This is a genomic window from Asaia prunellae JCM 25354 (genome assembly GCF_000613885.1).
Taxonomy (GTDB): Bacteria; Pseudomonadota; Alphaproteobacteria; order Acetobacterales; family Acetobacteraceae; genus Asaia; species Asaia prunellae.
Genome location: NZ_BAJV01000006.1, coordinates 1 through 26,712 on the forward strand (window position 1 = coordinate 1; position 26,712 = coordinate 26,712).

A 26,712-nucleotide genomic window follows, 5' to 3' on the forward strand; every position below is an offset into this window, starting at 1 on the left:
AACGAAGAATATCGACGAAGCACTGAAGGTCGTCTGACCCAGCTCAATTGCTATCCAGCCGTGCAATGAAAGGGATCGTAGCAGCTTGCAATGATGGGAAATGATATTTCTGACCTGATACCACAGACCATCATTGCCGGACATGATTGCAGCTGCTGATTGTAACCGTTGCCATATCGGGTTTCACGAATCAGTCATACCGCATGGAGTGAAGCGCTATGATGCTGGTATGACCCGGATACACTCGTGGATGGGATCTTCACGATGAAAGGCAACGCTATTCATACCCGTATCGATGAGGGTATAATCCATTTCTCGCATGAAGCTGATGAGATGGTCTTTCTCAATCTTGATATGCTCGATGAACATAACCGGGCGCAACGTTTTTATCGTGTTGATTGCGCCCTCCAATACAGCCATTTCCATGCCTTCAACGTCGATCTTTATGAGATCAAGTCTGGGTAATGCAAAGGAATCTATGGTGCGAACACTGACTTCGGCCATGGCGTGCTCAGCATAGTTGATTGACTGGCCTATGAATTCTGTTTGTGGTCGTGGTTGCAATTCCAGACTGCCGAAACTGCCGGGGGAACAATAATCCGGTACCGGTATCTTCATTGTCGTAACCTGATTGCCTGCGGCAATATTGGCTGCACGTGCGTTGAAGCAGTTGTTGATCGAGATATTGCCGCACAAGGCATAGAAAATGCGTTCCTGTGCCTCAATAGCCAGAACGTTTCCCCAGCCTGACATATGTTTTGCCCATTCGATTGTATGGACGCCAAGATTGGCACCAATATCGAGCGCCACTACACCCTGACCACGGAGTCTGCGTTGCACTGAGAGTATGTCTTTCAAGCACAGAACATCTCCCGGCTCGAAATGTCCGTCTTCCAGCAGGCTGAAGCCCACACCATAAGCGTGATCTTCTGCTCCTGTCCTATGGTAATCAAATCTGTTTATGATCATCGTTCCATGATCCGTACTGGCAAGAACGAATGCAGCTTTGCGCGATCTATCAGGCGTCTCATGAGTCGATGACATTTCAAGCATTCCCTAGACTGCTATTATCTAAATAATAAAAGTTTGTATTATAAAATCAGTCTTGGCAAAAGATATTGATAGGCCGATTTGTATGTATTTATGTGTAGTCATTATATTTTGATACATTCATTCTGAAAACTTAAAACAAATAATTTCGCTCGGATTCCTGTGATTGTTATAACATCAGATAAAGATATTTATTGGATACAATCACGGTAATATGGGAAATCAATTTTTATCATATGATCTAACTATGGAAATTTCAAACATCCGAATGTTTAATAATTAATTTTATCCTGAAGCGCTGTGTCTATATCAGAAATAGTATCCTATGCTTTCTCAGGTCAGGCAGGCTAGGGATTTCACTCATTACATGAGAAAGCGGATGATGATCTATCAGAGAGTCAGACTGCGCCCTTGACCATGAAGGAGGCACACGAAAGGAATATCAGGCTGGTGTTGGTGCGGCGAGCCTTTTCTTGGCATCGCTCCAGAGCGCTTCCTGTTCAGCGAGATCAAGATCGGCAAGGGAGCGGCCCGTTTCAGCCAGAACAGCTTCCATCGTTTCAATACGTCTGGTAAATTTGGAATTACCTTGTCTCAAGCAGGCTTCAGGATCCAGTCCGAGTTTGCGGGCAAGGCTGGCAACGGTGAAAAGGACGTCACCAATTTCGTCTTCGAGACGGTCTTTGTCGCCAAGTGGTAATTCGGCTCGCACCTCGTCGAGTTCTTCGCCGATCTTTTCCAGAACCTGTTCTGGTGTATCCCAGTCGAAACCGACACGTGCTGCCCGTTTGCCCAGTTTCTCCGCTCTGATCAGGGCAGGCAGAGCAGGGGCAATCCCCGCCAGAAGACCATACTCCGATTTGGCGGCGCGTTCGGCCTGCTTGTTGCGTTCCCACAGATCCGGGTCGAGCTCCTCTCCTTCGAATACATGGGGATGACGGCGGATCATCTTGTCGCTGATCTGACGAGCCACGTCAGCAAATCCGAAGCGCCCGGCTTCTTCGGCAATGCGTGCCTGATAGATGACCTGCAGGAGAAGATCACCAAGTTCGTCGGGAAGAGCCTGCCAGTCTTCACGGGCAATGGCGTCCATCACCTCGTAGGCTTCCTCGATTGCAAAAGGTGCAATCGTTTCATGAGTCTGGACACGGTCCCAGGAACAACCTGTCTGTGGATCACGCAGGCGGATCATGATGGCAAGCAGGCGATTGAGTTCTTCGGCGGCGTTCACGTCAGGCTCCGGTCTGGCAAAGGGACTTTGCCGAGTATAGGCAGCGTTCGCCTGTCTTGCCACCTGACCAGAAGGGGGTCAGTGATCTGCGTTCTGCTTGAGAGGTTTGCGGAATTTCAGCACGATCTGATCGGTATGACCGCGAATGGATTTGTCGAAAACAGGCAGGGTATGAGAGTCATCGGGGTTGCGCAGAACCGGACTGTTTGTCTCAAGCTGGAACCCAACGGATTCGATCTGCTGGATGATCAGCTCCGGGTCAATACGGTGTAAGGTCGTCGTAGCTGTCAGACCTGTGCCGGGTAGCGCAATATGGTCGATCACCATAAAAATACCACCGGGTTTAAGGGCCTGGTAGATTGCCCGATCCATACGGAGTGCGGTTTCCGGCCCCATTCCACCATAGACATCGTGATAGTTTTGCGAGGTCCAGACAAGATCGAGCGGCTGTGACACATGAAAATCGACAACCGGGGTGATCACTACCGAAACATTCGAGAAGGCGGGATTGGCAGTAATGGCCTGCGCCATTCTGGGAATTCCGGGATGACGTGCGACCATCTCGGCCGGGACAACAGCATAGACATGGCCGGATGACCCTGTCTCGAGGCTGAGCAGTCGGGTGAAATAGCCACTGCCCGGCATCAGATCCGCCACGATGGCGCCTTGAGCCACCGGGGCAAGGGCCAGAACTGCGAGCGGTTTTCGCAACGGATCGGCGGTGTGATCGCTGTCAGGTCGCGCCGGAGAGGCGAGTAGTGCTTCAGTCGGCTGTAGGCCTGCGGCAACACCTGATGCCGGGTCTGATTTTGCCAGAGCCAGATTATAGTGTGTGAGGGTGCACCCGATCAGGATGAGGGCGAGGGTGAAACGAGATTTCATACCGGTCATCCTGAGCAGAGCAAGGAAAAGACTGTGTCCTATCTGCCTTTGCGACACAAGACGTACAACGCCATGATAACGGCAACGCTGACAAGGCTTGTTATGATTGTCTGGCGTTGTGTTGACTGGACGAGCATCGCAATGACGACCAGACCGATTGCGCCAAGGGTTCCGATATTAAGAGCTGAACCAAAAGGAAGCGTGAAAGCCCGGTTTTTCGGATCTGCCAGACGGAAAACACGATGTGATGAGACAATCAGCCCATAGATCAGCAGCATGACGGCGCCAGTGGCTCCGAGCAGAAAGGCAAAGATCAGTTTCGGGGACAGGATGGAGCAGAAAGCTACGATAAGCCCGATAAAGCTGGAAAAGGTAACAGCATTCTGGGGTACATGCCTGCCTGAGAGTGTTGCGAACATTTTTGGCGCGTCGTTGAGTTCGGCCAAGCCGAAAAGCGTGCGAGAGGTAATGTAGATGCTCGAATTCAGGCAGGACAGGATGGCTGTAAAAACAACGATCTGCATCAGTGTTGCGGCACCGGGCACACCAACAGCGCGCATGACTGTGACAAAGGGTGAATAGCCTGGCTCAATGGAGGTCCAGGGTACAAGCGTCAGGATGAGGATGACCGAGAGCAGATAGAACAGGGTAACCCGAACGCCTATGGTGCGTGTAACACGCGCAAGATTTTCTTCGGCATTTTCGGACTCGGCTGCTGCGACAGTTGCCGATTCCGAACCGATCATCGAAAACAGTACGGTCGGCACGGTTGCCAGAACAGCGCCCCAGCCATGAGGGAAAAGCCCATCATGGTTGAAAACATTATGAATAATCCTGGGATGAGGGCCTACCAGATGGCTCAGGCTGAGAAGGCCGAGCGCACAGAAGCCGATAATGGTGGCTACCTTGATAAGTGAGAGCCAGAATTCGCACTCGCCGAATACGCGCACTGATATAAGATTGATCAGATTCACGATAATGATGAGTAACGGGGCAAGAATCCAGACAGGCAGAGTGACCCAGTCCTGCATGGCAATTGCACCGCCAATGGCTTCGGCGCCGATTACGACTACCCAGAACAACCAGTACAGCCATCCGGAGAGAAAGCCCGCGCCATTGCCGTGAGCCGCTCTGATACAATCTATGAAGGTGCCAATCCCCGGACGAGCGAGAAGCATCTCGCCAAGCATACGGATCACAATGACCACCATGAGTCCTGTGCCCATATAGGTCAGAAGGATCGCAGGGCCAGCCGAAGCAATGGCAGCGGAACTACCTATGAAAAGCCCAGCGCCGATGACGCCACCAAGGGCAATCATGGCGATATGACGATCCTTGAGTTTGCCGCCCTGCAGGAGGGGTGACTCACCTTCGCGATAAAAACCCTGGGGTGAAACTTTATCTTTATCCATCATGGATTGGACAAAGCCATGTAAATGCTTACTTCGTCCAGATACATATTTTAGCAAGGAAATGAATTGATGATACGGGTCTTCATCGACGGAGAGGCAGGAACGACGGGATTGGGCATCAGGGATCGTCTGTATGCCCAGCCTGTCGAGATTCTTTCTATCGATCCTGCCCTGCGCAAAGACCCGCAGGCTCGCCTCGAGATGATGCAGTCTGCCGATGTTGTGATATTGTGCCTGCCCGATGATGCTGCGCGTGAGGCAGTGGCACTGGGAACAGGACTCGGACAGACACGGTTCCTTGACGCCAGCACGGCCCATCGTGTGGCCGATAACTGGACATATGGGTTTCCTGAACTCCATGGCCTGCAATCTGCCCGAATTGCTTCGGCGCGCTATGTATCCAATCCCGGATGCTACCCGACAGGTGCCATCGGCCTTCTTCGTCCCCTGATTGATGCCGGGCTTGTCCCTGCTGATCATCCGATCACCATCAATGCTGTCAGCGGCTATACAGGGGGAGGGCGTTCCGAAATCGAGGCGCATGATCAGGCTGGTGGTCCCGCTTTCGAGCTTTACGGGCTTGGACTGGAGCACAAGCATGTGCCGGAAATCATGCATTATACCGGGCTGACAAGGCGCCCCCTATTTGTTCCGTCTATCGGTCATTTTCCCCAGGGCATGATTGTTTCCATCCCGTTGCATCTGGCCGATCTGCCGGGTCATGTGCGTGTCCCGGATATTGAAGCCTGTCTGCATTCCCATTACGAGGGGGCTTCTCATGTCAGCCTAGCTTCCGCTGACCTGATTCGTCTTGATGCGGCCGGTCTTGCGGGCAGCGATGCCATGGAACTGCGAGTGCATGGTAATGAAGCAAGACGGCAGGTGTTGCTTACGGCGTGTCTTGATAACCTGGGCAAGGGGGCTGCCGGTGCTGCTCTTCAGAATATCCGCCTGATGTGTGGTCTCGACGATTAGTCCGCTTCAGCTGCGTGGCAGAGCTCTGGCCTTATCAAGAAACAGTACAGTCCAGAGCATATCTGTTTGTATCAAATGAATTACATTTTAGTAATAATTTGTGACCTATAACCCATTATGCGTTCTTTCGGGTAACGAGTCCGGGTCGGATTGATCGAGAGGGCATCGCTCACATGAGAGAAGCTACGCAGCCGATAGAGGCAGATTTTTCCGGTCATATTCTCGACTGTCTTCCGATGCTGGCTTGCCATGTCGAAGTCGATGGACGCATCTCTTATCTGAATCAGAGCTGGCGCTCTTTCTCCGGGTTGGGTGACAGGCCAGGAGAGACTTTCTGGACTGACCTGCTGGATGAAAGGCGCGAGCCGCCATGTCACTCTTCCTGCCAGCCGGGTGTAGTGGCTCGGTGTGTCCTGAAAGATATCATCCTGCGTCATGAGGGAGGCGCTTCGGTCAGGACTGATCTGCACTGGCAGAGATTAGGCGCGGGTAGTGGAGGGGGATGGATAGTTTTCTGTCATCCCCAGAGTGATCCGCCGCTTTCTCGTTTCACTGGAAAGCTGGCGTCTGAAACCGTGCCAGATATGGCAATGATCTCTGACCAGGCGCGAGAAGAAGGGCCCGTGATATGTCGCTCGCAAAAGGTTGCTGACCTGTTTGAAGGCGCAGCCAGTGCTCCCTGTATCGTTGAAGGCGCCGCTTATTCTGTTTGCGTTACAGGCTCGATGCAGACTGCGAAGCCAGATCGGCTGCTCACGCGCTCGGCCTCCTATACAGCTCGTCGTGCATTCCATGCACTGGGTCGTGAACTGGCAGTACGTTCGGGCGCTACTGATCACGTGGATCGTCTCACCGGTCTTCCTGATCGTGCGCGGTTTGAGGCGGGGTTCGAACGCGCTCTTGCAGCGGCCAGGGTGCAAGGGCACAAACTTGGCCTGATGCGGGTCGATATCGATTATCTCGGTGATCTGAACGATCTCTATGGACGGGACATCGGCGACCAGGTGCTCAAACTTGTAGCCGATCGGCTCCGTCTTGTTACTGCGACGGGAGACGAGATCGCTCGTACGGGGGATGATGAATTTTCTGCGCTTGTCACAGGGGATGTCACGGTATCGGCTCTGGCTGACTATGCCCAGGCCTTGCTCAGTTTTATTGACCTGCCTCTCAGGATCGACAACCGGCAGATCCGGTTCGGACTGAGTATAGGAGCAGCCATTTACCCGAATGACGGCGACGGATTTGTTCGACTCAGCTATGCAGCCCAGCTGGCGCTCAGTGAGGTAAAGGCGCATGGACGGGGCGGATTTCGTCTTTTTGATCCAAGCATGGAAAAGCGTGGAACAGGCGTGACCGCCCAGACAAATCTGGTGCGTCAGATGCTCGACCAGGATCGGGTTTACCCTGCGTATCAGGCAAAAATACGCCTTGCTGACGGGCATATCATAGGGGCTGAAGCCCTGATGCGCTGGCATGGTCGGGATGAGCCATCCTGTGGCCCGGAGGCATGTCCCGAAATTTTCCGCAATTATGATCTGGCATCACGGGTAGCGGCCCGTATGCAGGAGCGCGTCTTTACCGATATTGCCTACTGGACCAGGGCGGGTCTGATGCCGCCACCCATTTCGATCAATGTCGCCCCTGTCGAGTTCATGCAGGATGACTATGCTGAAAAGCTTCTTTCCCGGCTCGATCGTCATGAATTATCGGCGCGGCTTATCGAGCTCGAACTGACCGAACATGTTCTGTATCAGAACAGTGAGCCTTTCATCCATCGCGCTCTGACGCGTCTGCGTCATGCCGGTGTTCGGGTCACGCTCGATGATTTTGGTACGGGTTATTCCTCTCTTGGTTTTCTGCGTGATTTTCCGGTCTCATCGATCAAGATTGATCGCAGCTTTATCAGCAAGGTCTGTGACGACTCCTCCATGGAGGTCATTGTGGAGGCCATTATCCGCTTTGGTGAGGCTGTCTCGGTGGATGTTGTTGCCGAGGGTATAGAAACGCCGGCGCAACTGGCCTTGCTACGCCGGATCGGATGTCCGACCGGTCAGGGCTTCCTGTTTTCCGCACCCATAGAATTTTCAGGCTTCGCTCGGCTTCTTGCCGGCAGCAGGTCATTCCCTGTCTGATCGGTTCCAGCGTATCCGTTGCGTTTTCCATCAAACATCGCTAACAATTTGCGCATCAGGCGAGAGTGACGGAACGGTAGACGTAGTCGGCTCAAAATCGACCGCCGCAAGGCATGGGGGTTCGAATCCCCCCTCTCGTACCAGATTTTTTATCGAAAACATGCTATTGACCCGGCCATGGCTTGCGCCTTCAGGCCTGCCTCCGGCATATCTCGCGAACTTTCTTTCAGTTTGCCGGACCCATCATGCCCCAACGTCCTGTCAGAAAACCCGCCAGACCGTTCTTTTCGTCAGGCCCATGTGCAAAGCGCCCGGGCTGGACGTTGAATGCCCTCGATGGCGCATTGCTCGGGCGGTCGCATCGCGCGCCTGAGGGCAGGGCGCGTCTCAAAGAGGTGATTGATCGTTCCCACAGTCTGCTCGAAGCTCCTGCCGACTGGAAGGTCGGTATTGTGCCGGCATCGGATACCGGGGCAGTCGAGATGATCCTCTGGTCCCTTGCGGGTGAGCGCCCAATCGAGGTGCTGTCATTCGAGAGTTTCTCGGGGCTCTGGGCACAGGATCTGCGTGATGTGCTCAGACTTGACGCAGTAACTGTTCATGAAGCGCCTTACGGAACGCTTCCCGACCTGTCGAGGGTCGACTGGTCGCATGACGTGGTCCTGACCTGGAACGGCACTACCTCTGGTGTCTGCATACCCGGGGCTGACAGCATTCCGGCAGAACATGAGGGGCTGGTGATCTGCGATGCGACATCGGCGGCTTTTGCGATGGACCTGCCCTGGGATCGCCTCGATATCGTGACCTGGTCCTGGCAGAAGGCGCTGGGTGGTGAGGCTGCTCATGGCATGATTGCGCTCAGCCCGCGTGCTGTTGCAAGGCTCGAACAGGCCGCGCCGCGTCCGCTCCCCAAGATTTTTCGCCTGACGAACAAGAAGGGGCTGATCGACGCCATCTTCTCCGGCGATACGATCAATACGCCATCCATGCTTTGCGTTGAAGACGCGCTTGACGGGTTGAGATGGGCCGATGCCATAGGCGGTCTCAAGGCGCTCAAGATCCGCTCACGTACCAATTTCGAGACGGTCGCGCGCTGGGTTGAGCAGAGAGACTGGGTGGAATTTCTCGCCGTCGAACCCGCACAGCGTTCCACAACCTCGATCTGCCTGCGTATCGTGGCCCCATGGTTTGCGGGCCAGAGCGTGGAGATACAGCAGAAAATCGTCAAAGCACTGACGGCGATGATCGCTGATGAAGGGGCAGGGTTCGATCTTGCTTCCTATCGTGATGCCCCGCCAGGTTTGCGTATCTGGGGCGGCGCTACGGTCGAGGCCGAGGATATCGAGACCCTTCTCCCCTGGCTCGACTGGGCTTATGAGAGCGTCAGGATGGAATACAGCGTATGAAACTGACTGAAGAGCCCGTAACAGCCCTCCTGCCGTCAGGGTTTATCGACCTGCTTCAGCATGAGGCCGAGGCCGAGGCACAAGGCATTGAATCGGTGATGGAGGTTTTCACCGCTCATGGCTATGAGCGCGTGCGTCCGCCTCTGCTCGAATTTGAGACGTCACTTCTGCATGGGGCCGGTCAGGCACTCGAGGAGCAGACTTTTCGTCTGATGGATCCGGAATCGCGTCGCATGATGGCGCTTCGTCCGGACATGACAACCCAGATCGCCCGTATTGCGGCTACCCGTCTGGCCACGACGGCGCGCCCGTTGCGTCTGTCCTATGCCGGCTCGTGCATTCTGGTCGGGACACCTGGTCGTGAGGGAGATCGTCAGATCAGCCAGGCCGGCATTGAACTGATCGGGGCTGATTCCGTCGAGGCCGATTGTGAAGTGGTGCTGATTGCTGCCGAGGCGCTCGAAAAACTGGGGGTCGAGGACTATTCCTTTGATCTCTCCTGTCCGGCTCTGGTTCAGGCGCTGGTTGATCTGTCCGGTTATACAGGGCCACGTCGCGCAGCACTTGTGCACGCGCTCGACCGTAAGGATATCGCGGCTGTAGACGAGCTTGGTGGTCCTGTGGCCTCAATCCTGACGTCTCTGGTCGAAGCCTGTGGTCCTTCAGATTCTGCCCTTGGCATTCTTGAAACCCTCGATCTCCCAGCTGGAATCGGACTGCATGCCAAGCGCCTTGTTGCAGTCGTGCGTGCCCTGCATGCCCGCGCGCCGCATCTGCGTCTGACGGTTGATCCGGCCGAGTTTCGCGGCTGGCAGTATCATACCGGTATCTGCATGACCGTCTTTGCGAGAAGCCAGCGCGAAGAGCTGGGCCGTGGCGGGCGCTATCAGGCGCAGGATGATGAACCAGCCTGCGGCCTCACTTTCCGGCCGGAAATCCTCCTTCGTGCGGCCCGTCCGATCGTTCTGCGTCCGCGTGTTTATGTGGCAGCCGAGATGCAGGATTCGCCTGGAGCTGCCCGTCTTCGCGCCGAAGGTTACGCCACGGTGGCCGGTCTCGACATGGTCGAGGATCTGCCAGCCGAGGCCCGTCGCCTCAACTGCGCTTTCATTTTCGTCGCTGACGAACTCATCACGCTGTAAAGGGATAAGAGCATGTCCAACGTCACCGTCATCGGCACCCAGTGGGGTGACGAAGGCAAGGGAAAGATCGTGGACTGGCTGGCCAGCCGTGCGGATATCGTCGTCCGCTTCCAGGGCGGCCATAATGCCGGTCATACACTCGTGGTGGGCGATCAGGTCTACAAGCTTTCCCTGCTGCCTTCAGGTCTCGTGCGCGGCAAGACCGGCGTGATCGGCAATGGCGTTGTTGTCGATCCTGAAGCGCTCCTGTCTGAAATTGATCGTGTTTCGGCTCAGGGTCTTGTGGTCAATCCCGAGACGCTCTGGGTTGCCGATAACGTACCGCTTATCCTGCCGCTGCATGTTGCCACGGATCGCGCCCGCGAGGCTGCGCGTGGCGATCGCAAGATCGGCACCACCGGCCGTGGCATTGGCCCTGCCTATGAAGACAAGGTGGCCCGTCGCGCCATTCGTCTGTGCGATCTGGCCGAGCCCGAAACGCTCGACTGGAAGCTTGATGAGCTGCTGCTGCATCACAACACGCTTCTGGCAGGTCTGGGTGCTGCGACCTTTACCAAGCAGGAAATCCTCGACCATCTGGCAAGGCTCGCGCCGCGCGTGCTGCCGTATGCCTGCTCGGTCTGGGAGCGGTTGGACGAGGCGCGCCGCGCAGGCCGTCGCATTCTGTTTGAGGGTGCTCAGGCCGTTATGCTTGACGTTGATCACGGCACTTATCCTTTCGTAACCAGCTCGAACACCGTTGCAGCAGTTGCAGCCAGCGGCAGTGGCGTTGGTCCCGGTTCGGTTGGCTTCGTGCTTGGCATTGCCAAAGCCTATACGACCCGCGTGGGTGAGGGGCCGTTCCCCTCCGAGCTGTTCGACGATGTCGGTCAGAAGCTGGGTGAGCGCGGGCGTGAATTCGGGACCGTCACGGGCCGTCCGCGTCGTTGCGGCTGGTTCGACGCCGTGCTGGTGCGTCGTGCTTCCCGTGTGGGTGGCGTGAACGGAATCGCGCTGACCAAGCTCGATGTGCTTGACGGTTTTGAGGAAGTGAAGATCTGCATCGGCTATGAACTCGACGGCCAGATGATCACCTCTTTCCCCTCCAGCCCTGCTGCTCAGGCACGTCTAAAGCCCGTTTTTGAATCCATGCCCGGTTGGCAGGAGACAACTTTCGGTGCACGCAGCTGGGCCGATCTGCCTGCTGCCGCGATCAAGTATATCCGTCGCATCGAGGAGCTGATCGAGGCTCCGGTCACACTGCTTTCGACCAGTCCGGAGCGTGATGATACCATTCTGATGCGCGATCCTTTCGAGGATTGAGACAAAAAAAGCGGGCCTTCGGGCCCGCTTTTTTCTTATTCGGCAGCGGCCGCAAGCGGAGCTGCTGAAGGCAGGCGGATCAGATAGTCAAAGGCCGAGAGGCCAGCTTTCGCCCCCTCGCCGGTAGCAACAATGATTTGCTTGAACGGTGTCGTCGTTGCGTCACCTGCAGCGAAAATACCGGGCACTGATGTTGCATTATGCGTATCCACGACGATCTCGCCACGGTCGCTCAGGACCACGCTGTCGCCAAGCCATTCGGTATTAGGCACCAGACCAATCTGGACAAAAATTCCTTCCAGTTCGATTTTGTGCGGCGTGCCCGTGGGACGATCACGATAAGCCAATGCTGTAACGCGACTGCCGTCACCTTCGACCTCGGTGGTCTGGGCATTCATGATGACACGCACATTCGGCAGGCTGAACAGCTTGTCCTGCAGCACGGAGTCAGCCCGTAACACGTCAGCGAATTCGAGAAGCGTCACTTCCGAGGCCAGACCGGCGAGGTCGATGGCTGCTTCAACGCCGCTATTGCCACCGCCAATTACGGCAACGCGCTTGCCTTTGAAAAGCGGGCCATCGCAATGCGGGCAATAGGCAACACCCTTGTTACGATAGGCATCCTCGCCCGGTACGTTCATCGCGCGCCAGCGGGCACCAGGTGCCAGAATGATCGAGCGGCTGCGCATCACGGCGCCGCTTTCAAAGCGGATCTCATGCAATCCGCCTGGCTCTGAGGCGGGGATAAGCGCCGATGCGCGCTGACCAGTTGTGATATCCACCTCGTAGCTGCGCACATGCTTTTCAAGTGCTGCTGCCAGTTTTGGCCCCTCGGTTTCAGGCACCGAAATGTAATTCTCGATAGCCATTGTATCCAGTACCTGTCCGCCGAAACGTTCCCCGACAATCCCTGTGCGAATACCTTGCGGGCGTCATAGACGGCCGCCGCTGCTCCGGCCGGACCTGCGCCTACGATCAGAACTTCAAAAGGAGCCTTTTCGGAAAGCTGTTCAGCCTTGCGTGAGGCAGAGCCTGTATCGAGCTTCGCAATAATGGCCTCTACATCCATTCGGCCTGAGGCAAACGGAACACCGTTCAGATAGATCTGCGGCACCGTCATGATATTGCGTTCGGTCACTTCCTGCTGGAACAGCGCGCCGTCGATCGACGTATGTTCGATTGCGGGATTGAGTGCCGCCATGGCGTTCAGTGCCTGCACGACATCCGGGCAGTTCTGGCACGAGAGTGACATATAGGTTTCAAACCGCAGTGGGCCTTTCAGGCCGCGGATCTGAGCTGCCACATCGTCTTCGATCTTGGGCGGATGTCCGCCGATCTGTAGCAGCGCAAGAACAAGCGATGTGAATTCATGCCCCATGGGAATGGCGGCAAAGGTTACTGTCTCCTCACCATGGGTCCGACGGATACGGAAGGCTGGCGCACGCAGACCATCGGTGACCAGTCTTGTTGTAATGCGGTCGGAAAGGGCGGCGATATCCTCGACGAGCTCATGCAGTTCCTGCGCCTTGTCACTGTCATCCAGCGACGCTTCAAGAGTGATATCGTGGCGCAGATTGGTCAGATAGCTGCGCAGCTGATCCTTGATGGTTGTATCGAGCATTAATCGTGTCCTGAAAAAAGCGGTTCGGGCGAGAGGCCGGGTGTGCCCAAGGCAGGCTTTGCCGCATGCACTCCGGCTACCGGAAAGAGGAAAGTGCAGTCTGTCAGAGCGCGCGGATCAGATCTTGCCGATCAGGTCGAGTGAAGGAGCGAGCGTATGGGCGCCTTCTTTCCATTTCGCCGGACAGACCTCACCAGGATGGGCGGCGACATACTGGGCTGCCCGAACCTTGTCGAGCAGGGCTGTTGCACTGCGTCCCACGCCGCCTGAAGTGACCTCGATATACTGGATCCGCTTCGGGGTTGATCAGGAAGGTTGCGCGGTCTGCAACACCCGCTTCCTCGATCATCACACCAAAATTCCGGGCAATCGTTCCAGACGGATCGGCGAGCATGACGTAATCAATCTTGCCGATAGCGGGTGAGGTATCGTGCCATGCCTTGTGCGTGACATGCTTGTCGGTTGAGACAGAGTAGATCTCAACACCCAGCTTCTGGAATTCCGCATAACTGTCAGCCAGATCCTCAAGTTCGGTCGGGCAGACAAAACTGAAATCTGCAGGATAGAAGAAAAAGATAGACCATTTTCCATTCAGATCCTGATCCGTGACGGTCAGGAATTTACCGCGACAATAGGCATCTGTCGTAAATGGACGAATGGATGAATCTATTCTGGTCATGAGCCTGTCTCCGTGAAAAGGGTCTCAGTGAGAGCCTGATCACCCTGCCATCGCCCTATTCCAAAGCAAAACAGATCGTTCTGATCTTTGTGACAGGCTGAGCCTCTCAATGATGGAGTTCATCGAAAGTGCGTATCTGTTATGGATAGTCCTGCCGCATTTTTTCGGCACCATGCCAGAATACGATGGCAGCCAGATCCTGGCTTGTGAAACTCTGAAATCTGCCTGGCCCGTAATGAATTTCATGAGCGTATAGATGTCGGTAATGCGTCTGCGTCTCCAGTAGAGCGCATCGGGTCATTGTTCCCCTGAAGTGGCTTGGTTGTGCGGCAGGACATATGTGCCAGTAGTCTGACCCTGAACAGGATTGGATCAGGTTCAGCCTTGGTGCCAGGCAGTGCCGGTATAGAAAAACCTGCCTAATCCCAGGGTAAAAATCAGACATCCATAGAGACTATGCTCAAGGCACGTGAGACGAAGGGAACGATGCCTTTCATAATCCAGAGCAAAAAGCGCGCCTCCCGCCGTTGTCAGGATGATCGCGAACCAGTTGAGAAAAATTATGTAAGCAAAGCCGAAAGCCTGGGCGCTGGCCGTGATGCGCGCAAATGCCGTCGGCAGCAGCGTGTGATAACGCTCGAACAGAAAGGCCCGATAAAGCACTTCTTGCGGCCAGACCGAGAGCAGAGGGTAGAGCCCCATGATGAGAAGCCACAGTCGCGGATCCTGTCGTGGCAGCCGAAGAAAATACTCCGGCGAGATCCACCAGGTACAAAATGCGAATAGAGGAGCGAGTATTGTGAACCGTAAAAGAATATTCAGCAGCTCAGGGATCAGGTCATGCAGATGAGGCTTCGGGCTACGTTTGCGTATCGAAACAAGAGCGCCAGATGCCCCGAGCCACAGTACGGCAAAAAGGACACCCGGTTGTCTGACCATCAGGACGAGCAGGGGCCCCGCGCCGTAGATTGCACCCATTTCCAGGGCAAGAAGAAGGCGTTTCACAGCCCTGCAGGTGCTGCGTGCTGAGGGATCAAGTGGCGCTTCTGGAAAGGCAAAATGTCCTTGATCGCACGGGACATTTTGCCGACCTTTCACCCTTCTACGTGGTTGCGTAGCGAGATACCTTCATCCTGTTTGCGACGCAGTTCGACTTCCGCGGCCATGGCTTTTTGCAGTTTCTCAAATGCCCGCGCCTCGATCTGGCGAATGCGCTCACGCGACACGCCATATTCATGTGAGAGTTCTTCCAGAGTAGAAGGTTCATCCTTGAGGCGGCGTTCCGTCAGAATATGTCGCTCACGGTCATTGAGTGATTTCATCGCTTCGGTCAGCAAGGCCTGACGGCCGCTCATTTCCTCGGCTTCACCCAGAGTTGTTTCCTGACTTTCCTGATCGTCGACCAGCCAGTCCTGCCACTCGCCTTCACTGTCGCTGCGTAGCGGAGCATTCAGACTGTGATCCGGCGCTGAAAGACGCTGGTTCATCGAGACTACATCCTGCTCGGGAACACCAAGCGTCGTTGCGATCTTGTTGACCTGCTCGGGCTTCAGATCACCGTCTTCAATGGCCTGCATCTGCCCCTTGAGGCGGCGCAAATTGAAGAAAAGCTTCTTCTGTGAGGCGGTGGTACCCATTTTTACCAGCGACCAGCTGTGCAGGATATATTCCTGCATGGCAGCACGGATCCACCACATGGCATAGGTTGCCAGCCGGAAGCCGCGGTCAGGATCAAAGCGCTTGACCGCCTGCATCATGCCGATATTGCCTTCGCTGATCAGCTCGTTGATCGGCAGGCCATAACCGCGATAACCCATGGCGATCTTCGCGACCAGCCGGAGGTGAGAGGTAACGAGCTTATGCGCTGCGGCGTCATCCTCGCGGTCGCGCCAGCGACGGGCAAGCTCGACCTCTTCCTGTGGGCTCAGGATAGGGAATTTACGGATTTCCTGAAGATAGCGTGTCAGATTGCTTTCAGGACCAAGGGACAAAACGGCGGAAGAGGCCATTGGGCTGCAACTCCTTTCGCCCGGTGCAGAGAGGAACCTTATTTACGGGGTGCGCCCGTCAGAGTTCCCGTCACCGGGTGACGCTGGGTTAGGGAAGGACCTTCGTCCCCGCAGAGCACCCTCAGCATGAGCGATGCCAGGCGGTACGTCCATTCCGGCGGCGCGTCACTTCGTCGGATTGACTATGAATGGAACATACAGCTTTTTTTGTGTCAAGAAAACGTACTGCATTACTCCTAATTAACCGGCTCGCAGGGTTTGTAGCAAAAACCTGAAATCCTCGGGCGGTTCGGATTGAAAAAGTAGGGTTTCCCGCGTTCTGGGATGAGTAAATCCGAGTCGCGCTGCATGTAGCGCCTGACGCGGGAAATCAAGCGCAGCACGCCTGGCTGTTTCTCCCAGCCGCGTGCTGCGGCAGGGATACGTCGCAGATATACAGGGTCACCCAGAAGAGGGTGTCCGGCCTGGGAGAGATGTACTCTGATCTGATGGGTGCGGCCGGTTGCAAGCTTGCAGCTCACCAGACTGACAGCGGCGTTGAAGGCTTCCAGACAGCGCACATGGGTCAGGGCATGCTTGCCACCCTGGGCCACCACAGTCATGCGTTTGCGGTCGCGCTTGTCGCGTCCGATAGCCCCGTCATAGCTGATCTCTGAAGGAAGGAGTCCCCAGGCGAGCGCCAGATAGGAACGATCAATATCTCGTGCGGCGAAAGCGTCTGAAAGTGCGTTATGGGCGAGCGGTGTCTTGGCCACAACCATCAGGCCCGATGTATCCTTGTCGAGGCGATGAACGATGCCCGGTCGTTTCTCACCGCCAATGCCCTCAAGATCATCGCCGCAATGACCGAGCAGTGCGTTGACCAGCGTACCGGTTTCGTTGCCCGGTGCCGGATGCACCACCAGCCCGGCGGGCTTGTCGAGTACGATCAGGTCACGATCTTCGAAAATGATAGGAAGTGCATGGTCTTCTGCCTGAGGTCGGGCGGGGATTGCCGGTGGAACGATAAGGGTGAAAAGACGTCCGGCTCTGGTGGTTTCGGAAGCCTCGCGTATGATGGTGCCATCGCAGAAAACCTGTCCGGCTTCGATCAGGGATTTGATGCGCGAACGGGAGAGGGTATCGACCGCATCGGCCAGAAAACGGTCGAGACGTTGTCCTGCCTGTTCGGGCGTTACAGTAAGGTCGAATCGAGTAGGCGCGTTGGCGTTGGCGTCAGTCATGCGTCCCTGTAGCAACTAGGATCATTTATCGCCATGGATATACCCCCTCCCAGAACTCCCCGCCTGCTTATGGCGGTCGTTATTGTCATGGGGGTTCTCATCGTCCTGGGTACGGCGGGCTGATAGGAGTGATCATCCATCGTGCCATGTCACCGGCGCACAAAGTGATGACTGTGGCCCGGCAGGACGTGCCGCAAGGCGAAGCGCCACGTCTTGCCCTCCCCGGAGGAGGGCGGCTTATTGCCGAGGCGGTCAGACCCGATGGATCACTTGCGCTTCAGATCAGCTCCCCGCAGGGCGATCGTGTGGTGATATGGGATCCCGAAACGAACAGGATTGTGGCGCAGATTATCCTGACGCCCTGACATCCCCATAAGGGTGTCAGGGGTGGTTTGATTGCTTGTGATGAAGGGCTTTTCAGTTTGCTCCTACCGGGTCTTATTGCCCCAGATGACGGGCAGTTTCCGGGTCGATGCCAAGTGATGTGTAAACCGGTACGATATCCACAATCCCGTCCCAGGCGCGGAAACTGTCCTTGTCCATGCCGTAATGATGCGGCATGGCTACGATAGCCGGGTCGTCATCCATGAAACGGATACGCAGTGAGTTCCATCGTGGCGCTATATGACGGTGATAGACGGCAGAAAGCCCGCACTGATCGACACACCAGTTGGTCGGATTGGCCGAATTATAGGCGGTAACGACGTAATCATGTAACTCCTGCGCGAGCAATGGCAGCTGATCTGTTTCGCCGAAATAGGAAACAGTGGCCCCAAAGCCCCATGGCTCGCCGGCAAGTTGGTGTCCTTCGCGATCAAAAGCGTAGAGGCGGAAGCCGTAATCATACTCTGCCTTGAGGGTGCGCAGGAGATTCGTGAAGTCGCGCGGGATCATGGCGTCGATATCAAGTGTGATTATGGGGCAGGAATACTGCCTCGTGATCTCGGGCAGCAGCATATAGCGGATGCATGTATAGCTTGCGCCATCTGGATGGCTCAGCGTTCCCCAGGCAAAGCTGAGCTGCACGGCATGGTTTTTCTCGGCCAGAGCCTGGCTGCAGGCCCTGAGAAAGGCGAGCTGCTCCCTTGTGGGGAGAGCAACGCCCAAAACCACACGAATGGTAGCAGAGGGGGGGGTCGTCTCTGCTGCCTGAATGAGAGAGGCAAGGAGCTTGGGGAAGAAGTTGAAATAGGTCGAATCGCATCCGAGAACGAGGCATACCTCAGGCGTTGTCTGTGGCGCGGGAGCCCAGTGCCATTCCCAGTGTGCTACACTGATTGGATGGGGCTCTGGCGGGCGTGGCGTATCAGTCAACCAGGAATATGTTCCACAGTTGAAATGAACAAAACCATAACCATTGGCGATGGCCAGGCTGCGTGCCTTGTCATAATGGATGTTGGCATCGGCGAAATCACGGTTGAGCCAGGAATTATGTGCCTTGGCGAGGTGCAAGGCGTGGGAGACACCATTCAGATGCTCTTCGCGTGCGATAAAGGCGGCGCGCCTGATCGGGGACAGCTGCTCCAGGCGTGTTCGAGTTCCTGATAATAATACAGGCGTATTCCATATTCAGAATTCTGAGGAAGCTGTAAGGCATCAATGCGGTTTCAAAAGCGGCATCAAGAGCAATCTGATACCTGAACCTCATGTCGTTCAGAACCCGCTTGTGGGTGAATTCCCCCATTCGGATCCGGGTGGCGTAATCCTCGATTTCGGCTGTTTCAAGCCGGGTCAACGTGGCTTTCTTGAAAGCCTGACTGAGGAGAAGCGCGCTCACGATGTCGTCTTCGGCACAACTTGCCACAATCGATCGCGCCACAAGAAGATCTATCTCATTTATAGCCCCTCTCAGGGCATCAAGGCAGAGATTGGCTTCGTTGAACAGACCAAGCAGTGTGCAAAGGCGCGCAAGATAATAAAGATGAGGGGGATGGTCGCGGTGGGCATGTACAAGCGCGATCTGCCCTTCCAGCTCCGACCATTGCGCCCAGATTGCGTGTTTTCCCGGTTCTCCCGTTTCAGAGGCAGAGCGCACTGCAGCAAGGGCCCGTTCCACATTCTCGTTGGGCCAGGAGTGCAGAACTGTTCCGGAAACATGATGAAGGATTGTTCCTTCCGGACCGTTTTCGAAACCGCGCGGATCGAGACGGGTCTCTCCCAGGAAAAGAGAGAGTTCTTTCAGTTGTCCTCGGACAACATGACCATTTCCGTCTGCCCAGTCTCTGGATGTCAGGACGTTGAGAAGGGGAAGAATATCCTTGGACAAAGGCAGAAACAGTGCCTGTTGGTCACGGGTCTCACTCTCCCCTACGTTTCCTTCGGAAGTGACGGTCAGATAGGTTTCTCCCGATCGCAGGGCAACAGCCCCGGGAAAATCAGGAGCAATGTCAGGGTGGATCGAGTGTGAGGAAAGCTCTGGGACCAGACTGCTCCCGGTATCAATTAATATGGGTGTTGCACGCCCAGCATCTGCGTCATCAAGGGAGGCCGGGAAAATGCGAGTTGAATCATGACAAAGGATCGTACCATGCCAGGAGAGCAGAAAATGGGGCATTATCTCGGCCTTTCATGCCTAGGCGCTTATTACTCTCCTCTCTATGGTCCAGAGGCGCCTATCCTGCAAGAATAGCCTCCATAAGGCCGGGAAAACGCTCATCAAGATCAGCTTTGCGCAAAGAATTGAAATGTTGCACCCCCTGTATGCGGGTGTGCAGCAGGCCGCTTTCACGAAGTACCTGGAAATGATGTGACATGCTCGATCTGGGGCGGTCACCCAGCAAGGCGGCGCAACTGGCCTCGGGAACCGAACCAAGGTGCTGAACGATTTCAAGACGGATCGGGTCGGCCAGACCGCGCAGGACGCCCAGCAGGGTCAGGCTTTCTGAAGCGGGGTGGTCATAGTCAGCCATCGGCGTCGTCCGGTTCCAAAAAATGCGGGGGAGGGGTTGTCTTGAGGCAGACGCGTCCCCATTCCTGATATTGTTCGATCAAAATCGAATTAAACCCCCACGGGTTCATGAGGACACAGCATTATGACAACTCTGTTCGATCCGATCCAGCTTGGCGCTATCGACGCGAAGAACCGCATACTCATGTCGCCGCTGACGCGCGGCCGCGGGACGCGCGAACATGTGCCGACGCCGATCATGGCCGAGTATTATGCACAGCGCGCCTCTGCGGGGCTCATTATCTCCGAGGCGACCGGTATCAGCCGCGAAGGTCTTGGCTGGCCCTATGCGCCGGGTATCTGGTCTGCCGAGCAGGTCGAGGCCTGGAAGCCGATCACGAAGGCCGTACATGACAAGGGTGGCAAGATTGTCGTCCAGCTCTGGCATATGGGTCGCATGGTGCATTCCAGTGTGACCGGGCAGCAGCCTGTCTCAAGCTCGCCGACTTCCGCACCGGGGCAGCTCCACACCTATGATGGCAAGCAGGACCCCGAGCAGGCGCGGGCGCTGACGAAGGACGATATCTCCCGTATCCTGGGCGAATATGAAGTGGCAGCTCGTAACGCGATCGAGGCTGGCTTCGATGGCGTGCAGATTCACGCGGCTAATGGCTATCTGATTGATGAGTTCCTGCGCGATGGCACCAATCATCGCGAGGACGAATATGGCGGCTCACCCGAGAACCGTATCCGCCTGCTTCGTGAAGTGACCGAACGGATAATCGCGACTATCGGCGCCGAGCGCGTATCAGTGCGTCTCTCGCCCAATGGTGATACCCAGGGCTGCATCGACAGCGCCCCGGAAAAGGTCTTCGTGCCCGCCGCCAAACTACTCAATGATCTGGGGATCGGCTTTCTCGAACTGCGCGAACCCGGACCGAACGGCACTTTCGGCAAGACCGACCAGCCGAAGCTGCATGGGCCGATTCGTGAAGTATTCAAGAACGGTCTGGTCCTGAATCAGGACTATACACGTGAGGAGGCGCTCGAAACGGTCGCTAACGGCACCGCAGACGCCATCGCTTTCGGTCGTAAATTCATTGCGAACCCTGATCTTCCAGAGCGTCTAAAGCGCGATCTTCCGCTTCAGGCGGACAATATGAAAACATGGTACAGCCGGGGTGAAGAGGGGTACACGGATTATCCTTTTTATAACGAATGATGACTTTCGTTTAATTGCCCCGTCGAAACATTGACTGAGTGCTTAAGATTGGTTTCCAGAGAGATACATTTCGTTTCTTTCTGGAATCCTCATGAGCAAATTTTCCGGTCTTGTGCTTTCTCTTGCCTCCATCTTGACCGTCTCAACGGCCCTGGCAGATCCTCTGCCCGTAGTGGCGGTCAATCGCGAAATTGGCCTCTCGATGGCCGGATTGTTCGACAACCGTGTCAGCGGAGGTACCTACAGCTATAATACGTCATCGTCCGCTTATTATCCGGCTTACAGCTCAACGTCACATAGCCGTTATCGTCGTATCGGCTGGGTGCCAGGCTTTCAGGTCGATGCCTCCAGCATGTTTACTGTCGGATCGGTCGAGAATGTCTATGTCGCGGCTCAGTTTGTTCTTGGATCGGGTAGCCGGAACTACAAGAGAAGCTATTCCTCAAGCACCTCTCTCTACGGGGCGAGTACGTCGCAGTATGGAGAAGGATCAGGATCCCACTCGACCTATACGCGGGGTGAAATCGGCAAGGGATTTCTTCTTCTGCACAACAATCTGCTCTTAACCCCGTTCGCGCAGGGGGGTATCTCACCGAAGGCGAATACACCTATGGCGATGACGGTTCCAGCACCTTCGTAGGTGCGGGTGTGAAGGCGGATTACGCGCTTAATTCCCGGCTTGTCCTTCGCGGGCGTTTTGGCTGGGCAGCACAGCTTGAGCGGCGCTTCATGTATCACGGTGGCGTACAATCACGGTGGGAAGGAGGACTGGGGCTCGATTACCGTATGACCCGGCATCTTCATCTGACGGGGGGCGGCGATTACGCCTATACGGATTACGGTCACGCCACGAGCCGCTACTCTTATGCCTCTTCTGCCTCGTCCTATTCGGAGACGGGTATCGATTCTTCCGGGGCATTCCAGAACGGTCTGGTTCTGCATGCGGGACTGGCCTACCAATACTGACGATGGAGCGATGGTGCGGGCTTTCTTCTGGATTGCCCGCATGATCAAGACCAAAGACCTGAGGGCGAGCGACCCTATCGTTCTGATTGTTGTGCAAAACGGGCCTTCAGGATGGCGTAATCGGCGCCGATAAAATCCGGTATCTCGACATGTCCAATAAAGCCTTGGCCTTTCGGGCCATAGCCCTGAGCATCGTCGCGGAGACGAGGAATTTCTCCAAGTAAAAGCGAAAGATAACGCTCATCAGCCCACGCCTCTGTTGTCTGCGTGTCGCCAAGGCGCGGCACGAAAGGCGGCGAGGAAAAAAAGCGGGTCTGGGTGTCCCGCCAGACATGGCGGAACGTTGCCTCCGTACGTCGCTGGAGCAAGGGGTCCTGAATCAGCACGACGTTATGGGGCGTGAGGCCGCGTTCATCCAGCGTATCGCGCGTGAAGGCAGCATTTTCACCCGTATTGGTCGAGCGGGTTTCCAGAATGATCTGATCGGGCGCAACAAGCGCGTCGGCGATGATGAGACGGGCAACCAGTTCGGCCTCGGAGAGACCGGCAAGGGTCGAAAGCGCGCAGTTCAGACGCGTAGCAAGGGCCGCCATCAGGGGGGCAGTCGAGTGGCCGACCCCGCCCGTTATTAACAAAAGACAGCCATGATGACGGGCAAGGCGTGCGGCGTGATCGACACAGGCCAGAACGCCATTGCCCGCAAGACAGATGAGATCGATCCGGTTCGGGGCGTCATCTACACTGGTAAGGGCGAGAAATGCGGCAATCCGATCGGCACGTTCCCTGATTTCAGGGGTATGTAATGCTGCGAACCTCTCCGACATCGCGATCCCTTTTTTGACTCTTCCCCCTCGCAAGGGGCGGCGCAATCAACAGGAGTGATGTTTCTGATTGCGCCAGTAATTCATGCGGACTCCAGTATTGCCGATGCCGGACGTAAACCCGGCATCACACTCGAGTCAGACCGTGAAATACTTCGCACGCGGGTTGAGAATGACGAGGGCCGAGGTCGATTGCTCGGGATGAAGCTGATAACCGTCCGAAAGCGACACGCCGATGCGTTCCGCGCCCAGCAATTTCAGGATGGGCTCCTGATCTTCCAGGCGCGGGCAGGCCGGATAGCCGAAGGAATAGCGCGAGCCGCGATAGGATTGTGCCAGCATCTTTTCCATGTCGCGGTCGTCCTCCGCGGCAAAACCAAGCTCCGCACGGATACGCTTATGCGTATATTCCGCCATGGCCTCAGCCATTTCGACCGAAAGCCCGTGCAGATAGAGGTAGTCCTGATAGCGATTGGCTTCGAACCAGTCGCGCGCCAGATCCGACGCCTTCTGCCCGACGGTCACGACCTGCAAGCCGATCACATCGCGCTCTGACTCGCCGATGTCGCGCACGAAATCGGCAATGCATTCGCCGTCTTCACGCGGCTGGCGCGGCAGGGCGAAGCGGGCGACTTCGGTTATGCCGTCTTCTTCGAACAGAACAAGATCATTGCCGTCGCCTGCGGCTTTCCAATAGCCATAGATGGCCTGTGGTTTGAGAATTTCCTCTTCCGCGCAGAGCGCCAGCATCCGCTTCAGAACAGGGCGTAGCTCCTGCTTGGCGTAGGTCATGAATTCGTCGAGCGAGCGCCCCTGCTTCCTGAACCCCCACTGGAACTGATAGAGCGAGCGCTCATTGAGGAAGGGCAGAACCGCAGCCGGAGCCGACTCCACAACGCGAGCCCCCCAAAAGGGCGGGGTCGAAACCGGTACCGATCCCGCAACGCGGGCGCGACGGGCGCGTGCCTGCTCCGGGTCGATGGGCGTGAAGCCGCGCGTTTCGGCGATTTCGGGCGCCGTTCGGTCTTGCGCTGGCTCTTGCCCGCACGCCTCGTCTGGATGGCGGTCAGATAATCGTCGAACTGGTTGTTGACGACCTTGTCCATCAGCGAGAGCCCGTCAAAGGCATCGCGGGCATAGGCCACACGACCGGGGGCGTCATTGCCGTAGGAGCGGGCGCATTCCTCTTCGACGTAATTGCGGGTCAGGGCGCGCCGCCAAGAAACACCGGAACGTCGATACCTTGCCGCGCCATTTCCTCGAGATTTTCGCGCATGATCACGGTCGATTTGACCAGAAGCCCCGACATGCCGATGGCATGGGCATTATGCTCCTTGGTCGCGGCAATCATGTCGGCCAGAGGCACCTTAATGCCCAGATTGATGACGCGATAGCCGTTATTGGTCAGGATGATATCGACCAGATTCTTGCCGATATCATGCACGTCGCCCTTGACCGTGGCGAGCACCATCGTACCACGCGCCTGACCTTCGACGCGCTCCATGTAGGGCTCGAGCCAGGCCACAGCGGTCTTCATGGTTTCGGCGGATTGCAGCACGAACGGAAGCTGCATCTTGCCCGCGCCGAACAGCTCGCCGACCACCTTCATGCCGTCGAGCAGGACGGTGTTGATGATGTCGAGCGCGGGCATTTCTTCCATTGCCGCGGCCAGATCGTCTTCAATCCCCTTGCGGTCGCCATCGACGATGCGGTCTTTCAGGCGCCCGGCAGGCGTTTCGGCGCGGCGCTTCTGCACGGCATCGGCGGCTTTGCGGCCTGCAAAAAGCTCCAGCAGCTTCTGAAGCGGGTCGTAATCCTCGCTACGACGGTCGAAGATGAGATCTTCAGCGACCTTTACCTCTTCGGCGGCAATCAGATGCAGCGGGCGGATCTTGCTGACATGCACGATGGCACCCGTCATACCGGCCTTGACCGCATGATCGAGAAAGACCGAGTTCAGCACGGCACGGGCTGCGGGGTTGAGGCCGAAAGAGATGTTCGACAGGCCCAGAATGATCTGGATGTCCGGAAAGCGCTCGCGGATCAGGCGAATGCCGTCCAGCGTCCAGACGCCCAGCTTGCGGTCGTCTTCCACGCCGGTGGCGATGGTGAACGTCAGCGGGTCGATCATCAGATCGCATTGGGGCAGACCGTGTCTGGTGCAGGCAAAATCGACCAGACGCTCGGCAATGCGCAGCTTGTCTTCGGCCGTCTTGGCCATACCGACTTCATCGATGGTCAGGGCGATGACGGCAGCGCCGAATTTGCGCGCCAGAATCATGCGGTCTTCGGCGTGGCCCTCACCATCTTCGAAATTGATGGAGTTGATGATGGGTTTGCCGCCATGCAGCTTGAGCGCGGCCTCGATGACCGGCGTTTCGGTTGAATCGATCACCAGCGGCGCGTTCACCGATGAGGTGAAGCGCGTCACGACCTCGTTCATTTCGGCGATTTCGTTGCGACCGACGAAGGCGGTGCAGAGATCGAGCGCATTCGAGCCTTCTGCGGCCTGTTCGCGCCCGACGGCGACGCAGCCATCCCAGTCACCGGCTTCCTGCAATTCGCGCCATTTCTTCGAGCCGTTGGCGTTGCAACGCTCGCCGATCGAGAAATAGGAGTTCTCCTGACGGAGCGGCGTCTGGCTGTAGAGGCTCGCCACGGACGGCACCCAGTGGTGAATGCGCTTGACCGGGGCAGGGCGATGGAAGGTGCTGCCCCCTCGGCGGCGCAGCATTTCATCCAGTGCCTGAATATGCGGGGTGGAGGTGCCGCAGCACCCGCCAACGAGGTTCAGCCCGTCTTCTGTAATGAAGCGATCGACCAGCTTGCCATCTCAGCCGGAGAGAGCGGGTAGTGGGTGGTGCCATTCACCAGCTCGGGCAGGCCCGCATTAGGCTGGATCGAGATCAGGCCCGGCCAGTTTTCGGAAAGCCATTTGACATGCTCGGCCATTTCCTGCGGACCGGTGGCGCAGTTCATGCCGATCAGCGGCACATCGAGCGCGTGAATGGTGGTGGCAGCAGCGGCGATATCGGGGCCGACCAGCAACGTACCCGTTGTCTCCACTGTCACCTGGACGAAAATAGGTGCATCGGAGCCAAGTTCGCGCCGCGCCGCCTTGGCGGCATTGACGGCGGCCTTGATCTGCAAGGTATCCTGACAGGTCTCGATCAGGAAAGCGTCGACGCCCCCATCGATTAACCCGCGGCATTGCTCGATAATACCGGCTTCAAGAGTATCGTAATCAATATTGGCAAGGCTGGGCAGCTTTGTGCCTGGTCCAATGGAACCCACGACATAACGGTGGCGCCCGTCACTGAAGGTCTCGGCGGCCTCGCGCGCCAGTTCAGCTGAGCGACGGTTGATCTCGCGTGCCCGGTCCTGCAGACCGAATTCGGCAAGAGTCACGATCGAGCCACCAAAGGTGTTGGTCTCCACCATATCTGCGCCGACCTCGAAATACCCCCGATGAATTTCGCGGATCAGTTCCGGCCGCGACAGGGTAAGGATCTCGGTACAGTTCTCCTGCCCCCAGTAATCACGTTCGACCTCCAGATCGAGCATCTGGATGCGTGAACCCATGCCTCCGTCGCAGAGCAGAACATGGTCGCGCAGGGCATCGAGCAGATGAGGGCGTGTCATGATAGCAATCGGTCTCGTTGTCAGGATTCAGGCCCGGTCGGGGGCGCGCAGCAGGAAAAACTGCGATAGCCTGCTTTTTTCAGAGGCATCCTCTTATGTCCAGTGTGACA

General features: G+C 56.4%; 19 protein-coding genes, 1 tRNA gene and 4 pseudogenes. 10 read left to right on the forward strand and 14 right to left on the reverse strand.

Annotated elements, in window-relative coordinates:
* Positions 1-216: 216 nt before the first annotated feature.
* The 4 genes from JCM25354_RS05980 to JCM25354_RS05995 all read right to left on the reverse strand — a co-directional run bounded on the left by JCM25354_RS05980 (position 217) and on the right by JCM25354_RS05995 (position 4,578).
* The gene (locus JCM25354_RS05980; protein WP_035446910.1) at positions 217-1,044 is read right to left on the reverse strand and encodes an FkbM family methyltransferase; all 828 of its coding nucleotides are present in this window, start codon (positions 1,042-1,044) and stop codon (positions 217-219) included.
* A 448-nt stretch (positions 1,045-1,492) separates the two neighbouring features.
* Positions 1,493-2,281 carry a nucleoside triphosphate pyrophosphohydrolase gene (gene mazG / locus JCM25354_RS05985; RefSeq protein WP_025885343.1) on the reverse strand — a complete coding sequence of 263 codons (789 nt, stop codon included), beginning with the start codon at positions 2,279-2,281 and terminating at the stop codon, positions 1,493-1,495.
* A 78-nt stretch (positions 2,282-2,359) separates the two neighbouring features.
* The gene (locus tag JCM25354_RS05990; RefSeq protein ID WP_025885344.1) at positions 2,360-3,163 is read right to left on the reverse strand and encodes a class I SAM-dependent methyltransferase; all 804 of its coding nucleotides are present in this window, start codon (positions 3,161-3,163) and stop codon (positions 2,360-2,362) included.
* A gap of 38 nt (positions 3,164-3,201) precedes the next feature.
* Complete coding sequence (locus tag JCM25354_RS05995; RefSeq protein ID WP_025885345.1) at positions 3,202-4,578, reverse strand: amino acid permease; 1,377 nt, start codon at positions 4,576-4,578, stop codon at positions 3,202-3,204.
* Positions 4,579-4,644: 66 nt separating this feature from the next.
* On the opposite strand from JCM25354_RS05995, the gene argC reads away from it, so the two are divergent.
* From argC to JCM25354_RS06025, 6 genes are all read left to right on the forward strand, one after another.
* Entirely contained in the window at positions 4,645-5,550 is a 906-nt protein-coding gene (gene argC / locus JCM25354_RS06000) for an N-acetyl-gamma-glutamyl-phosphate reductase (RefSeq protein ID WP_025885346.1), read from the forward strand.
* Between the two features lie 173 nt (positions 5,551-5,723).
* Entirely contained in the window at positions 5,724-7,682 is a 1,959-nt protein-coding gene (locus tag JCM25354_RS20035) for a putative bifunctional diguanylate cyclase/phosphodiesterase (RefSeq protein ID WP_025885347.1), read from the forward strand.
* A 59-nt stretch (positions 7,683-7,741) separates the two neighbouring features.
* Positions 7,742-7,825: transfer RNA gene (locus JCM25354_RS06010), tRNA-Leu, on the forward strand.
* A 102-nt stretch (positions 7,826-7,927) separates the two neighbouring features.
* Positions 7,928-9,088 (forward strand): phosphoserine transaminase, encoded by a 1,161-nt coding sequence (locus tag JCM25354_RS06015; RefSeq protein WP_035446900.1) that lies wholly within the window; start codon positions 7,928-7,930, stop codon positions 9,086-9,088.
* Positions 9,085-10,230, forward strand: coding sequence for an ATP phosphoribosyltransferase regulatory subunit (locus tag JCM25354_RS06020; RefSeq protein ID WP_025885349.1), 1,146 nt, complete (start codon positions 9,085-9,087; stop codon positions 10,228-10,230). Before JCM25354_RS06015 ends, JCM25354_RS06020 begins: the two co-directional genes overlap by 4 nt.
* A gap of 12 nt (positions 10,231-10,242) precedes the next feature.
* Positions 10,243-11,532, forward strand: a complete 1,290-nt coding sequence (locus JCM25354_RS06025; RefSeq protein WP_025885350.1) for an adenylosuccinate synthase — start codon at positions 10,243-10,245, stop codon at positions 11,530-11,532.
* Between the two features lie 35 nt (positions 11,533-11,567).
* Here the strand turns inward: JCM25354_RS06025 and ahpF are convergent.
* The 5 genes and pseudogenes from ahpF to JCM25354_RS17080 form a co-directional block, all read right to left on the reverse strand.
* A pseudogene (gene ahpF, locus JCM25354_RS17070) lies at positions 11,568-13,153 on the reverse strand (alkyl hydroperoxide reductase subunit F).
* Between the two features lie 117 nt (positions 13,154-13,270).
* A pseudogene (gene ahpC / locus JCM25354_RS17075) lies at positions 13,271-13,832 on the reverse strand (alkyl hydroperoxide reductase subunit C).
* A gap of 378 nt (positions 13,833-14,210) precedes the next feature.
* Positions 14,211-14,837: a CPBP family glutamic-type intramembrane protease gene (locus tag JCM25354_RS06045; RefSeq protein WP_035446914.1), complete on the reverse strand. Its 627-nt coding sequence runs from the start codon at positions 14,835-14,837 to the stop codon at positions 14,211-14,213.
* Positions 14,838-14,926: 89 nt separating this feature from the next.
* Positions 14,927-15,841: an RNA polymerase sigma factor RpoH gene (gene rpoH / locus JCM25354_RS06050; protein WP_025885352.1), complete on the reverse strand. Its 915-nt coding sequence runs from the start codon at positions 15,839-15,841 to the stop codon at positions 14,927-14,929.
* A gap of 240 nt (positions 15,842-16,081) precedes the next feature.
* Positions 16,082-17,064, reverse strand: a pseudogene (locus tag JCM25354_RS17080) (RluA family pseudouridine synthase).
* 167 nt (positions 17,065-17,231) lie between these two features.
* On the opposite strand from JCM25354_RS17080, the gene JCM25354_RS06060 reads away from it, so the two are divergent.
* A complete protein-coding gene (locus tag JCM25354_RS06060; RefSeq protein ID WP_159103459.1) occupies positions 17,232-17,429 on the forward strand; it encodes a hypothetical protein in 198 nt (65 codons plus the stop codon).
* A 73-nt stretch (positions 17,430-17,502) separates the two neighbouring features.
* On the opposite strand, the gene JCM25354_RS06065 is transcribed toward JCM25354_RS06060, so the two are convergent.
* From JCM25354_RS06065 to JCM25354_RS06075, 3 genes are read right to left on the reverse strand one after another with little or no spacing between them, the layout of a single operon-like run.
* Positions 17,503-18,516, reverse strand: a complete 1,014-nt coding sequence (locus JCM25354_RS06065; RefSeq protein ID WP_025885354.1) for a hypothetical protein — start codon at positions 18,514-18,516, stop codon at positions 17,503-17,505.
* Positions 18,494-19,618, reverse strand: coding sequence for a hypothetical protein (locus tag JCM25354_RS06070; RefSeq protein ID WP_025885355.1), 1,125 nt, complete (start codon positions 19,616-19,618; stop codon positions 18,494-18,496). The genes JCM25354_RS06065 and JCM25354_RS06070 overlap by 23 nt, the downstream gene beginning before the upstream one ends.
* Before the next feature lie 58 nt (positions 19,619-19,676).
* Positions 19,677-19,973 carry an ArsR/SmtB family transcription factor gene (locus JCM25354_RS06075; RefSeq protein WP_025885356.1) on the reverse strand — a complete coding sequence of 99 codons (297 nt, stop codon included), beginning with the start codon at positions 19,971-19,973 and terminating at the stop codon, positions 19,677-19,679.
* Positions 19,974-20,096: 123 nt separating this feature from the next.
* Between JCM25354_RS06075 and JCM25354_RS06080 the strand changes: the two genes are divergently transcribed.
* From JCM25354_RS06080 to JCM25354_RS22300, 3 genes are all read left to right on the forward strand, one after another.
* Positions 20,097-21,173, forward strand: a complete 1,077-nt coding sequence (locus JCM25354_RS06080) for an alkene reductase (RefSeq protein ID WP_025885357.1) — start codon at positions 20,097-20,099, stop codon at positions 21,171-21,173.
* Between the two features lie 91 nt (positions 21,174-21,264).
* A complete protein-coding gene (locus JCM25354_RS22295) occupies positions 21,265-21,813 on the forward strand; it encodes a hypothetical protein (RefSeq protein WP_051537256.1) in 549 nt (182 codons plus the stop codon).
* Positions 21,814-21,821: 8 nt separating this feature from the next.
* Positions 21,822-22,139, forward strand: a complete 318-nt coding sequence (locus tag JCM25354_RS22300) for a hypothetical protein (RefSeq protein ID WP_051537257.1) — start codon at positions 21,822-21,824, stop codon at positions 22,137-22,139.
* A gap of 74 nt (positions 22,140-22,213) precedes the next feature.
* On the opposite strand, the gene JCM25354_RS06090 is transcribed toward JCM25354_RS22300, so the two are convergent.
* Both JCM25354_RS06090 and metH read right to left on the reverse strand, forming a co-directional pair.
* On the reverse strand, positions 22,214-22,963 hold the full coding sequence (locus tag JCM25354_RS06090; RefSeq protein WP_025885358.1) for a YdcF family protein: 750 nt from the start codon (positions 22,961-22,963) through the stop codon (positions 22,214-22,216).
* A gap of 135 nt (positions 22,964-23,098) precedes the next feature.
* A pseudogene (gene metH / locus JCM25354_RS17090) lies at positions 23,099-26,605 on the reverse strand (methionine synthase).
* Between the last annotated feature and the right edge of the window lie 107 nt (positions 26,606-26,712).